Genomic DNA, 12,673 nt, shown 5'->3' with positions numbered 1-12,673 from the left:
TCCAGCGGGTGCCCGGTCATCCGGCGGGCGCGGTGGAGACGCTGTACCCCTCGTCCGAGCCCCCGGACGCCCCCTGGGGGAGTTCCGGTGCCTTGTACGTACGCAGCGGGGCGCTGTCCGGGTCCGGCCGGACCGCGCCGAGCAGCGGGTTCGACGCCAGCGGTGAGACCTTCACCAGGGAACCGGGGCGGGGCGCCTGCACCACCAGTCCGTTGCCGATGTACAGCGCCACGTGCGTGGCCTTCGGGAAGTAGACCACCAGGTCACCCGGGCGCAGCGCGCTCACCGGCACCTTCCGGAGCTGCCGCCACTGTTCCTGCGACGTACGCGGAATGGTGCGTCCGGCGTGCGCCCAGGCCTGTGAGGTGAGTCCGGAGCAGTCGAACGAGGAGGGGCCCTCCGCGCCCCACACGTACGGCTTGCCGATCTGCCGGACCGCGTACCGGACCGCCTCGCCGCCTTCCTCCGACGGCGGCCGGGCCGAGGACAGGGCGCCCGAGGTGACCAGCGCGTTCTGGGCCTTCGCGGTGCCCTGCTCCTCAAGGCCGGACAGTTCGGTGAGCTGGTCCGCGGAGAGCGTGGCGAGCCTGGCCTCGACCTCCTTGAGGCGGTCGCGCACCGTGTCGCGTTCCTTCTTCTGCCGCGTGGCCAGCACCTGTTGCCGGTCGAGCACCTTGCGGGATTCCTTCGCCAGTTCGTCGGCCCGCTTCTCCGCGCCCGTGAGCCGCTTCACGGCCGCCACCCGCCCGGCGGCCAGCCGCTGGATGACCTGGCCCTGGTCCAGAGCCTGCGCGGGGTCGCGGGACAGCAGCAGCCGAAGGTACGCGGAGAAGTCGGACCGGCCCTGGTACTGCTCGCGGGCGAGGCGCCCGGCGGCGTCGCGGCCGCGCGACAGCGAGAGCCGGGCGGTGACGAGGGAGGCGTCCAGCTTCTTCGCCTGCGCGGTCCGCTTCTTCAGCTCGGCCGCCGTCCCGTTGTAGGTCTCCGTGGCCTCCTCCGCCTGCTGGTAGAGCTTCTGGAGCTCTACCAGCAGCGCGGCGGCGCCGGTGCCGGAACCCGCCGCGTCCGGGGCGGGCTCGCCGGAGGACGGAGACGCGGGGGAGGGTGCGGGGGAGGGCGCGGCCACGGCGGCGGCCGGTGACGTCACGACGACGGCTGCGAGCGCCGCCGTGCAGACGGAGCGCAAGACACTGCCCGGCACGACATCACCTCCGATAGCGGGGTGAATCGTCGGACTACCCCATAAGTGAGCGCAATGCCTCTATACGCTCACCTGCCGTCAGGTGATTCAAGAACCGAGGTGCGTGGCGGTGGCCCGATCCCCCGGAAGGCGGCGGTTCACGCCGCCCTCCGGACCGGCGGTCGGCCGACCGCCCAGCCGACCGTTCAGTCCACCGGGAACGCGTAGACCGTCCGGCCGCGCCGGACGACGGCGCTCTTCCCGAAGGGCAGTACCTGGTACCCGGCGGTGACCGTGCCGCCCTTCGGGTCCTGCTCCCCGATGTCCTGGAACTTCCACAGCCGCCGCCCGTCGGCCGCCGCGAACGCGGTGACCTGGCCGGAGCTCGCCGCGAGCAGGGTTCCGCCGGTGCCGCTGACGCTGATCACGGGAGTCATGTCGGTGCGCGGCTCCTCCGTCGACCGCTGCCAGCGCGGCCGCCCGGTCGCCAGGTCGACCGCCCCCACCTCCTGGTTGCTGTTGGTGGTGTGCAGCAGTGCACCGGACTCGACCGGGTTCCCGAAGTGGGTGCCGCGGGTGCCGTTGAGCGTCCACTTCGGCTTTCCGCCGGGCGTCGCGAAGGCCCGGAGGTCGTCACCGACGGCCGCGTACAGCAGGCCGTCCGCGTCGCCCACGGCCGCACCGCCGGGCGTGACGGTGCCGAACGACTCGGTCCACTTCTGCTTCCCGGTCTTCCGGTCGAAGCTGCGGAACCTGCCCTTGCCCTTCGCCGCCTTCACATCCGCCGCGGTGAGCGACTGCTGGCTCTGCCGTACGACGATGTCGTCCGGCCGCACCGCGATCAGCCGGTACTCCGGCGCCTCCGGGCCGCGGCCGGTGGGCACGGGCGTCCGCCACAGCTCCTTGCGCTGCTCGATGTCGTACCCGAACAGATACGACTTGACGACCACCTTGTCCTTCCCGCGCTTCTTGCCCTTCTTCGGCTTGGGGGCCTTCACGGTGGACTTGGTGGAACCGGTGAACCAGACCGTCGAACCGGACGCGCCGACGAGCTCGGGCACCACCAGGTGCGGGGCGCCGTCGAAGCCGTCGGCGTACGCCAGCCGGTGGGCGACCTTGCCGTCCTTCGCCGACAGCCAGAGGAACTCGTCCGGAGCGGCGATGAAGCACAGCTCCTTGCCTGCGGGCAGGGCCTCCTGTCCCTTGGCGGCGTCCGCGTTCTGCCAGACCCGGTGGCCGGTGCGCAGGTCGATGGCGGTGGCGTGGGCGGCGTCGGTGAGCACCAGCAGCCGGTCTTTCCAGAGCGCGGCGGTGCGCGGGGCCGGTTCGTCCGCCGGGTGCGCGTGGATCCAGCGCGGCCGCGGAGGCAGTCCGGCGACGGCGGCCCGGCTGGTGCTCGGGGCGGGCTTGGCGTCGTCGGTGGGCTCGTCATCGTCGCCGGAACCGAGCGCCAACACCGCGCCACCGCCGACCAGGAGTCCGGCGACCCCGGCCGCGGCCCCGATCAGCAGGCTCCGGCGTCCGGCGGAGGGGCGCTCGGGAGCGGCCGGGAAAGGGAAGGGAGCGGGAACGGGAAGCGCTGCGGGGCTCTGGGCGGCCGGGAGGGGTGCGTGGGGGAAGGGTGCCGCGGGGGCGGTGTAGGGCAGCGGCTGAGGGGCCTGGGAGGACTGAGGGGGCTGAGGAGGCTGATGCGCTTGGCCGGCCGGCGGTCCGGCGGGGCCGGGCAGCGCACGGTTGAGCGAGAGCTGGGTCGTCGCCGGGTCGGACCGGGGCGCACGGGGGGCGATGATCCCGAACTGGGCGGTACGGGTGTCCCGGCCGGTCGCGGGTTCCCCGGACCCGTCGCCGGCGGGGAGCGCCGGAGGCACGGCGTCCTGCACGTCGGGGCCTCCGGAGGCGTCCGACGCGTCCGGGTCCTCCGAGGCACCCGCCCCGCTTGCGGCACTCGTCGCGCCTGCCGCACTCGTCGCGCCTGCCGCGCCCGTGGCGCTCGCCGCACCCGTCGCACCCGTGGCACCTGCCGCACCCGTCCCGCCAGCCGCGCCCGTCCCGCCTTCCGCGTCCGGTGCATTCGCCGTATCCGTGACGGGAACGGCGTCCTCGATGACGGGCGGCGCGGTCTCCAGCGCCTGGGCGCGCACGCCCTGTTCCGCCACCGCCGCCGCCAGCGGGGCCGGCAGCCAGTCGCCGCCCTTCGCGAGCCCGGCCGCGCCCTCCAGAGCCAGTTCCGCGGCCACCGCACCGGCCGTCGGCCGGTCGGCCGGGTCCTTCGCCAGGCAGCGGCCGATCAGATCGCGCAACGCGTCCGGCACGGAGGCCAGTTCCGGGTCGGTGTGGGCGATCCGCTCGGCGGCCTCCGTCGCGGGGCCGTCCGCCAGCGGGGTGCTGCCGGTCGCCGCGTACGCGAGCAGCAGGCCCAGCACGAAGAGGTCGGAGGCCGGGCCGGCCTCCTCGCCCTCGATCTGCTCCGGGGTCAGATAGCCGAGCCGGACGGAGAGCTGCCCGCCGGGCCGCGCCTCCGCGTCGGCCGCCGCACCCAGCGGGCCGAAGGCGGTGAGCCGGGGCCCGTCCCCGGCCAGCAGCACCGTCCTGGGGGCGAGTCCCTGCAGGACGGCTCCGGTGGCGTGCACCCGGGAGAGGGTCTCCGCGATGCCGGCGCCCAGTATCCGCACGGCCCGCTCGGGAAGCGGCCCGGCGGTCTCGATCGCCTCGGCGAGGGTCAGCGCCGGTACGTACTCCGCGGCCGTCCACAGCGGCCCGTCGCCCTCCGGCCCGTCCGTACCGGTGTCGAGCTGCGCGGCCACCCAGCCACCGGCCAGCCGGTCCGCGGTCCGGGCCTCCGCCTCGAAGTGCCGCCGGAAGCCGGGAAGTGCGGCCAGCTCGGGGCGGGCCGCCGTGATCACGGCGAGGTCCTGCGGGTCCGCGCCGCGTGCGAGGTACTGCACCGCCGCGGCCGTCTCACGCAGCCGCACCATCGCCGTGTACGGGCCGAAGCGGCGTGGATCGTCCTGACGCAGCGCCTCCATGGCGCACCCCCTATATGACCGTCCTCGGACCTGACCGCCGATCTTACGGTCTCCTCCGGGGCAGGGAGCCTCGCCCCGGTTCACCCCATATGCGTCATCCCGGCTTCGACCAGGGCCACTTGGGGCGGTGGCGTTCGCGGCCGCCCGGGGCGTACTCGTACACCCAGCCGCGCTGGATGCCCAGCCGCTTGGAGTACCCGGCCGGGGCCCGCCGGTACGCGTGCACGGTCGCGGGTCCGCCGTCGGCGGCCGGGACCGGGACCTCGTACCACTTGGGCGGGTGGCCGGTCGCGCCGAGGAGGACGGGCAGGGCCCGCCCGTCCAGCGGGCCGCCGGTGAAGGGGACGTTCTCGCTTCTCACCCGCCCAGTCTGACCGATCAGTCCGGGGGCAGCAGATGCGCCGCCGCGCCGACCACCGGGATCAGCCGCTCCGCCAGCCGGCCGGCCGGGCCCGCCGCGGTCTCCAGGGGCAGCAGCTCGGCCACGGCGGCGGCGGTGGCGGGATCGGTGGCCGCGGTGACCGCGAGGAGTCCGATGAACTGGTCGACGAGCCAGTCGCGCAGCTCGGACGCGGCCGGCTGCTTCCCCTCGTCCAGCCAGATCAGCGAGGCCGCCTCGACGGCCGCGATCCAGGTGCGCACCATCATCCGCAGCCGGGGGCCGGGATCGCTGCCCGCGCCGCGGCCCAGGTGCAGCAGGATCTGGTCGGCCGCCGCCCGCCGCACCTCGTCGACGATCGTGCCCGTACGGGACGTCTCGGCGACACTGCCGCCGCGCAGGAGCGCGCTGAAGCCGGCGTCGTGCTGGTCGACGAAGGCGAGGTAGCGGTCCAGCACCCGCGTCACCCGTTCGGTGGGCGGGCCCACGGGCGGTTCCGCGAAGCAGAGGATCAGTTCCTCCGCGGCGGACCTGAGGGCCGCCTCGTACAACTGCTGGCGTCCGCCGGGGAAGTAGCGGTAGACCAGCGGCCGGGAGACGCCGGCCACCGTGGCGACCTCGTCGAGCGAGACCTCGTCGGGGGCCCGGTGCGCGAAGAGGGTGAGTGCCGCACCGAGGAGCTGGGTGCGCCGCTCCTCGACGCTGAGCCTTCGGTACGCGCGCTGCGGGGGCGCGGCTGCGGCAGGGGTCATGTCCGCAAGCCTAAGGGCTTCCACCCTCAGGCGAGCAGGCCCGAGTTCTTCCACAGCCTGCGGCCCACCCCGTTGAGCACCCCGATGTCGTCGAAGAAGTCGGTGAGCCGCTTGGCACCCGACTGCATGACCTCCGCCCGGTGACCGCTCTCCCGTACCTGGGCCACGGCCTCCTGGCGGTTCAGGCCCACGTTCTCGTACACCCGCGGGTTGACGAAGCAGACGGAGAAGACGCGGGCCGCCTCGCCGCAGCTGACCCGGGTCAGCTCGCGCTCCCAGCGCGGCGCGGTCACCATCTGGCGGCGCAGCTCCTCGCGGGCGTACCGGACGTGCCGGGCCTCCTCGATCACATGGATGCGGGTCACGCCGCGCACCAGGCTCTGCACGCGCTCGTCGGGGAAGGCCAGCCGCTGCATCCAGTCGAGGATCTCCTCGCCGAGCAGGGTGGCGGCGAACGAACCGGGCGTGGTGGAGATGGTCTTCAGCACCCGGGCGAGGTTGTGGTAGCGACGGGGGACCGGGTAGCAGGGCGCTCCGCCCCAGGTGATCATCCGGCCGAACATCATCGAGTGCCGGCACTCGTCGGCTATCTCGGTGAGGGCGTAGCGGACGTGGTTGCTGACCACCGGCTTGTCGTAGATGTGTCGGACCAGCAGCTGCATCAGGATGATCTCGAACCAGATGCCGAGCGAGGCCAGCGAGGCCGACTCGTGCCGGGCCAGCTCCTGCTGCTGCTCCAGCGACATCTTCCGCCACATCGGGGTGTCGTAGAGGGAGACCAGCTCGGGCGGCCAGAACCACTTGCCGTCCTCGGCCGCGGAGTCCCAGTCGAGCTCCTTGTCGGGGTCGAAGGAGTGCTTGGCCGAGGCCTCCAGCAGCCGTTCCGCGATCTGCTCGCGGTCCCGGAGCGGGCCGAGTGCGTCACGGAGCAGCCGCACATCGTGTTCGGTCACTGTCGTCATGGCTGGATCCACCTCGTACATGGGTTACCGGCGGTCACCTCTTATGAGACCTTCTGTCAGCAAGCTCGTCAATCCCTTGCGCACGACTTGTTGACCCGGCGTCTACCAACGTGTGAACCTGCCAACTGAGCCAGCCGGCACGTGATTTGCCGAAGCATGCGAGGCGAAGGAGCCGTCCATGTCGACCCATGACCTCTACACCACCGCCCCCGACCAGCCGCTGTGGACCGTGCCCGCCTCCGGAGCCGCCCGCTTCAGCTGGGACTACGACGACGGCCGCGAACGCCTTCTCGCCCTCTACCAGAAGGGCAAGGACAAGCAGTGGGACGGCAACAAGCGCATCGACTGGAGCCTGGAGGTCGATCCCACCGACCCGCTCGGCACCCCCGACGAGGCCCTCACCCTGTACGGCACCCCGCACTGGGCGAAGATGACCGAGAAGGACCGGGGCGAGCTGCGCAAGCACTACACCTCCTGGCAGTTCAGCCAGTTCCTCCACGGCGAGCAGGGCGCGATGGTCTGCGCGGCCCGGATCGTGGAGTCCGTCCCCGATCTGGACGCCAAGTTCTACTCCGCGACCCAGACCATGGACGAGGCCCGGCACGCGGAGATCTACGGCCGGTTCCTGCACGAGAAGATCGGGATGCTGTACCCGGTCAACGACAACCTCCAGGGCCTCCTCGGGGACACCCTGCGCGACTCCCGCTGGGACATGCCCTACCTCGGCATGCAGGTCCTCATCGAGGGCCTCGCGCTGGCCGCGTTCGGCATGATCCGCGACACGACGACCAAGCCGCTGCCCAAGCAGATCCTCGCCTACGTCATGCAGGACGAGGCCCGCCACGTGGCCTTCGGCCGGATGGCGCTGCGCGACTACTACAAGCAGCTGAGCGACGCGGAACTGCGCGAGCGCGAGGAGTTCGTCATCGAGGGCTGCTACCTGATGCGCGACCGGCTCAGCGGGGTGGAGGTGCTGGAGAACTTCGGCATCGGCAAGCAGGAGGCCAAGGAGCTCTCCGAGCACTCCGAGTTCCTCCAGCTCTTCCGCAAGCTGCTGTTCAGCCGGATCGTCCCGTGCGTCAAGGACATCGGCCTGTGGGGTGAGCGGCTCCAGAAGGCCTACGTGGACATGGGCGTCCTCGAACTGGGTGACTCCAGCCTGGACCTGCTGATGGCGCAGGACGAGGAGATCGCCGAACAGCTGGACCGGGACCGCTTCGCGGCGGAGGAGCACGCGCGGGTGGCCGAGGTCGCGGAGGCGATAGCGGACGGCGGCCCCCTGGAGTCCCCGGAGTCCTGACTCCGGCGGCACCGGCGCCGGTTAGGGTCGCCCGCATGAGCGAGACCGATCACGTGGCCGGCCCGGTGCCGGACCGGCGGCACTGCGCCCGGCGGGCCGGCTACGGAGCCGTCTCCACCCATCTGTCGCTGCTGAGCGACCACCGGCTCCGCGACGTGGTCCGCGCGGCCGCGCCGGCCGGGTCGGGCATGGGCGGCAGGTCGGCGGAGCTGGAGGTGTGCGGGACCCGCGTCTTCGTGAAACGGGTGCCGCTGACCGACCTCGAACTGCGGCCGGAGAACGTGCGGTCGACCGCCGACCTCTTCGGGCTGCCGGTGTTCTACCAGTACGGGATCGGCTCGGCCGGATTCGGCGCCTGGCGGGAGCTGGCCGCGCACACGATCACCACCGACTGGGTCCTCGGCGGGGCCTGTCCGGACTTTCCGCTGATGTACCACTGGCGCGTCCTGCCGGACTCCGCCCCGCAGGACTTCACGGGCGAGTTCGGCGGCATCGACGGGGCGGTCGCCCACTGGGAGGGTTCCTCGGCCGTACGCGGCCGGCTGGAGGCCGTCGGCAGCTCCTCGGCCAGTCTGGTGCTCTTCCTGGAGCATGTGCCGCAGACCCTCGCGGCCTGGCTGGGCGAGCGCCGCGCGGCGGCCCGGGAGGGCGGCGAGGGCCCGCCGTTCGAGTGGCTGGACGAGACCCTGGCCCGTGGGGCGGACTTCATGAGTTCCCACGGGTTCGTGCACTTCGACGCCCACTTCGGCAACATCCTGACCGACGGCCACTCGATCCGCTTCGCGGACTTCGGCCTCGCTCTGAGCACCCGGTTCGAACTCTCCGCGGACGAGTCCGCGTTCCTGGCCGGGCACCTCGCGTACGACCGCCACTACGTCGCCGGGCACCTGGTCCGCCACCACCTGTTCGACGAGGTGTGCGACGCCGGGTTCCTGCGCGGCTGGATCGCGGGCGACCGCCCCGAGGGCGTACCGCCCGGGGCCGCCGCGGTCCTCGACCGGCACGCGGCGGCCGCCCTGGTCCTGGACGGCTTCCACCGCCGCCTGCTCGGAGTGAGCCGGCGGACGCCCTATCCGGCGGCGGACATCGATCGGGCGGCGGCTGCCTCCGCACCTGCCACCGGCGTCCGCCGGTGAGTTCCCGCGCCGCCCCCGTCGGCCAGGCCGAGGAGGCCCCGGGTTCGAAATCGTGTTCGCCCGCATGACGTAACTTGGGCGCCATGACCACCCCGCCGCCACAGGGCCCGTACGGAGCACCGCAGGGCCCGTACGGACCGCCGCCGCAGCCCCCGCAGGGCAACCCGTACGCCCCGCAGCCCCCTTACGGGCAGCAGCCCCCTTACGGGCAGCAGCCCCCTTACGGGCAGCAGCCCCCTTACGGGCAGCAGCCCCCGTACGGGCAGCAGCCCCCTTACGGGCAGCAGTCCGCCCCGGGCCCGCAGCCCTTCGGGTATCCGCAGGGACCGCCGCAGCCGTTCGGCTTCCCGCCGGGTCCGCCGCCCCGGAAGAAGCGGACCGGGCTGATCGTGGGGACAACCGTCGGCGCGCTGGTGGTGGCCGGCGGCATCGCGTTCGGGGTCGCCCAGCTGGCCGACGTGGGGGAGTCGGCGGCCGGCCGCGGGTTTCCGGCGGCCGAGTACCGGCTGACCGTGCCCAAGAAGCTGCTGGACGGCGAGTACACGCTGCTCAAGGACTCCTCCTCGACCGACGGCCGGGAGATCGAGGAGACCCACGACCCGAGCATCCGCGACGCCAGAGCCGTCGTCACGCAGTACACCTCGTCCGCCGGCGGCACCCTGATCGTCTCCGGCCTGTGGGGACGGATCAAGGGACCGGAGTTCACCCGGGACAAGATCCTGGAGGGGGCCGCCCGGACCGAGGGCATGACCGTCGCCGTACCCGCCCGGGAGTTCACCCCCGAGGGATACGGAGTCACCATCTCCTGCCAGGTCGTGCGGTCCGAGCAGGGCGGGATCACCAGCACCCTCCCCATGTGCGCCTGGGGCGACGGAAACACGGCGGCCTTCGTCGCCGTGGTCACGCCCGAATCCGCGAGCCAGGACCCCGAGAAGGCCGACCTCGGAAAGGCCGCGCTGGACACCGCCGAGGTCAGGGCCGATTCGCGCAGACCGATCGGCGCCGCGCAGGCCGGCTGATCAGCTCACCGCGTCACGCGGGCACCCCTCAGTCCGCCAGCGCCGCCTCCATGACGGAACGGGCGATCGGCGCGGCGCTGCCGCCGCCGCTGATGTCGGCCCGGTCGGCGGCGGCGTCCTCGACGACCACGGCGACCGCGACGGCCGGCCGGGCGGAGTCCTCCGCCTGCGCCCAGGAGATGAACCAGGCGTACGGGGTGCCCGTGTTGTCGACGCCGTGCTGGGCCGTGCCGGTCTTGCCGCCGACCGTGGCGCCGTCGATGGCCGCGTTGCCTCCGGTGCCGTCCCGCACCACGTCGATCATCATCTGCCTCAGCTCGGAGGCGGTCTGCGGATTCATCGCCCGGTGGTAGGCGCGTGATCCCGTGGTGCGGACGGTGGAGCCGCTGTGCGTGGTCGTACGGTCCACCAGGTGCGGGTACATGAGCTCGCCGCCGTTCGCCACGGCCGAGGCCACCATCGCCATCTGGAGCGGGGTAGCCGTCGTGTCGAACTGGCCGATCGAGGACAGCGCCAGCTGGTCGTCGCTCATGTCGGTGTCGAAGTTGCTCTTGGCCACCCCGGACGGGATCTTCAGCCCGGTGTCGTTGAAGCCGAACTTCCCGGCCGCCTCCACCATGCCGTCCAGCCCGACCCGCACCCCGAGCCGGGCCATCACGGTGTTGCAGGAGACCCGGATCGCCTCCGCCAGGGAGGCGTCCTCGCAGCCGCTCGCCTCGTCGGGCAGGGGCGTCGAGGTGCCCGGCAGGATGTAGGGGGAGGGGGTGTCGGTGGCGGCGCCCGGGTCGGTGACGACCTCGGCGTCCAGCGCCGCCGCCGCCGTCACGATCTTGAAGGTGGAACCGGGCGGATAGGTCTGCCGGATGGCCCGGTTGAGCATCGGCTGGCTGGTGTCCGCGTTGAGCTCCCGCCAGGCGTCGGTGACGGACGAACCGGTGCCGGAGAGCCGCCCGGGGTCGTACGAGGGCGTCGAGACCAGGGCCAGGATCTTGCCGGTCGTCGGCTCGACGGCCGCGACGGCACCGCGCCGGCCGCCGAGCCCCTCGTAGGCGGCGCGCTGCATGGAGTCCTCGACCGTGGTGGCGACGTCGCCCCCGGGCTGCCGGCTGCGGGTGATCTCGTTCCAGAAGGGGACCGGGGCGAGCATCGGATCGGTGCCGGACAGGATGTCGTCCTCGGCGTTCTCGATCAGGGTGGTGCCGTACGTCTGCGAGGCGTATCCGGTCACCGGGGCGTACAGCGGGCCGTGGCGGTAGGTGCGCTCGTACGCGAGCTGCTCGCCGGTGTCCTTCGAGCCGGTGACGGGTTTGCCGTCGGCCAGGATGTTGCCGCGCGGCTGGTCGTAACGGTCGATGGTGTTGCGGCGGTTGGCCGCGTTGCCGTCGAGGGAGGGGGCCTCGAAGACCTGCACGCGGGCGGCGTTCAGCAGCAGCGCCACGAGCAGCAGCAGGCAGAAGGCGGCGGCGCGCCGGATGTAGCGGATCACGGCCGGGCCTCCCGCGCGGTCGGCGCGTACGGGATCACAGCTCGTCCTCCAGGATGGGTGCGATGACTCCGGTCTCCACCTGGTCCGGGTGGGGTCTGCGGGCCTGGTCGCTGACCCGGATCAGCAGCGCCACGATGATCCAGTTGGTGACCACGGAAGAGCCGCCCTGGGCGAGGAACGGCATCGCCATACCGGTCAGCGGGATCAGCCCCATCACGCCGCCCGCGATCACGAACACCTGGAGCGCCAGGATCGAGGCGAGACCGATCGAGAGCAGCCGCCCGAACGAGTCGCGCAGGGCGAGCCCGGCCCGGTAGCCGCGCGCCACCAGCAGCGCGTACAGCATGAAGATCGCGGTCAGCCCGGTCAGGCCCAGCTCCTCGCCCGCCGTCGCCAGGATGAAGTCGGACTTGGCGGCGAACCCGATGAGGATGGAGTGCCCGAGCCCGAGCCCGGTGCCGAGCATCCCGCCGGCCGCGAAGGCGAACAGCGACTGGGCGAGCTGGCTGGGCCCCCGGCCCGCGTCGATGGAGGCGAACGGGTCGATCCAGTCCTGCACCCGGCTGTGCACATGCGGTTCGAAGGAACCGACGACGAACGCGCCGACGGCGGCGAGCAGCAGCCCTACGGCGATCCAGCCGGTCCGGCCGGTCGCCACGTACAGCATGATCACGAACAGGCCGAAGAAGAGGAGCGAGGTGCCCAGATCGCGCTCCAGGACCAGCACCCCGACGCTGAACAGCCAGATCGCCACGATCGGGCCGAGCACCCGGCCGGTGGGGAGCTGGAGCTTCCAGACCCTGCGGCCGGTGTACGCGAGGGCGTTGCGGTTCGCCGCGAGGTAGGCGGCGAAGAACACGGCGAGCAGGATCTTGGCGAACTCGCCCGGCTGGAAGGAGAATCCGCCGACCCTGATCCAGATCTTCGCGCCGTTCACGGCGGGGAAGAAGATCGGCACGATCATCAGGACGAGTGCGGCGGCGACCGAGAGGTACGCGTACCGCTGGAGCACCCGGTGGTCGCGCAGGAACACCACCACCGCGATGAAGAACGCGACGCCGAGCGTGGACCAGACCAGCTGGGTGGTCGCCGCCTGGTCCTTCGGGGTCTCCAGGTCGAGCCGGTAGATCAGCACCAGGCCGAGGCCGTTGAGCAGGACGGCGATGGGCAGCAGCAGCGGATCCGCGTACGGGGCGCGGAAGCGGACGGCGAGGTGGGCCAGCAGGGCGAGCAGCCCCAGACCGCCGCCGTACCCGGCGACATCGGGCGGGACCGCGTCGTTCCTGGCCAGACCGACGGCGGCGTAGCCGCAGACGGAGATGAGGACGGCCCCGACGAGGAGCGAGAGTTCCACGCCGCGCCGCTTGGGCAGGCGCAGCTCGGGCGGGGGCGCGTCCGCTGTCGTTGCGGTCATGCCACGCAACGTAGCAAGA

The 12,673-nt window shown here is 72.5% G+C and carries 10 protein-coding genes; 3 read left to right on the top strand and 7 right to left on the bottom strand.

The window, feature by feature from the left end; all coding sequences use genetic code 11:
- Positions 1 to 16: 16 nt before the first annotated feature.
- From ACIP89_RS13200 to ACIP89_RS13180, 5 genes are all read right to left on the bottom strand, one after another.
- A complete protein-coding gene (locus ACIP89_RS13200) occupies positions 17 to 1,201 on the bottom strand; it encodes an NlpC/P60 family protein (protein ID WP_402114866.1) in 1,185 nt (394 codons plus the stop codon).
- 185 nt (positions 1,202 to 1,386) lie between these two features.
- Complete coding sequence (locus ACIP89_RS13195; RefSeq protein WP_402114864.1) at positions 1,387 to 4,206, bottom strand: PQQ-binding-like beta-propeller repeat protein; 2,820 nt, start codon at positions 4,204 to 4,206, stop codon at positions 1,387 to 1,389.
- 94 nt (positions 4,207 to 4,300) lie between these two features.
- Positions 4,301 to 4,567: a hypothetical protein gene (locus tag ACIP89_RS13190; protein ID WP_401920536.1), complete on the bottom strand. Its 267-nt coding sequence runs from the start codon at positions 4,565 to 4,567 to the stop codon at positions 4,301 to 4,303.
- A gap of 17 nt (positions 4,568 to 4,584) precedes the next feature.
- On the bottom strand, positions 4,585 to 5,337 hold the full coding sequence (locus tag ACIP89_RS13185) for a TetR/AcrR family transcriptional regulator (protein ID WP_401920533.1): 753 nt from the start codon (positions 5,335 to 5,337) through the stop codon (positions 4,585 to 4,587).
- A 26-nt stretch (positions 5,338 to 5,363) separates the two neighbouring features.
- A complete protein-coding gene (locus ACIP89_RS13180; protein ID WP_401920530.1) occupies positions 5,364 to 6,299 on the bottom strand; it encodes a diiron oxygenase in 936 nt (311 codons plus the stop codon).
- A gap of 178 nt (positions 6,300 to 6,477) precedes the next feature.
- Between ACIP89_RS13180 and ACIP89_RS13175 the strand changes: the two genes are divergently transcribed.
- The 3 genes from ACIP89_RS13175 to ACIP89_RS13165 all read left to right on the top strand — a co-directional run bounded on the left by ACIP89_RS13175 (position 6,478) and on the right by ACIP89_RS13165 (position 9,754).
- Entirely contained in the window at positions 6,478 to 7,599 is a 1,122-nt protein-coding gene (locus ACIP89_RS13175) for a ferritin-like domain-containing protein (protein WP_401920528.1), read from the top strand.
- Positions 7,600 to 7,634: 35 nt separating this feature from the next.
- Positions 7,635 to 8,735: a protein kinase family protein gene (locus tag ACIP89_RS13170; RefSeq protein WP_401920525.1), complete on the top strand. Its 1,101-nt coding sequence runs from the start codon at positions 7,635 to 7,637 to the stop codon at positions 8,733 to 8,735.
- Positions 8,736 to 8,818: 83 nt separating this feature from the next.
- Positions 8,819 to 9,754: a hypothetical protein gene (locus ACIP89_RS13165; protein ID WP_402114863.1), complete on the top strand. Its 936-nt coding sequence runs from the start codon at positions 8,819 to 8,821 to the stop codon at positions 9,752 to 9,754.
- 28 nt (positions 9,755 to 9,782) lie between these two features.
- On the opposite strand, the gene ACIP89_RS13160 is transcribed toward ACIP89_RS13165, so the two are convergent.
- Positions 9,783 to 11,240, bottom strand: a complete 1,458-nt coding sequence (locus ACIP89_RS13160; protein ID WP_402114860.1) for a peptidoglycan D,D-transpeptidase FtsI family protein — start codon at positions 11,238 to 11,240, stop codon at positions 9,783 to 9,785.
- Positions 11,241 to 11,274: 34 nt separating this feature from the next.
- On the bottom strand, positions 11,275 to 12,654 hold the full coding sequence (locus ACIP89_RS13155) for an FtsW/RodA/SpoVE family cell cycle protein (RefSeq protein WP_402114858.1): 1,380 nt from the start codon (positions 12,652 to 12,654) through the stop codon (positions 11,275 to 11,277).
- Positions 12,655 to 12,673 lie beyond the last annotated feature (19 nt).

Source organism: Streptomyces sp. NPDC088730 (assembly GCF_044751215.1).
In the GTDB taxonomy this organism is placed as follows: domain Bacteria; phylum Actinomycetota; class Actinomycetes; order Streptomycetales; family Streptomycetaceae; genus Streptomyces.
Note: the sequence above shows the minus strand (reverse complement) of the source record. Positions and strands in the feature narration are given on the sequence as shown.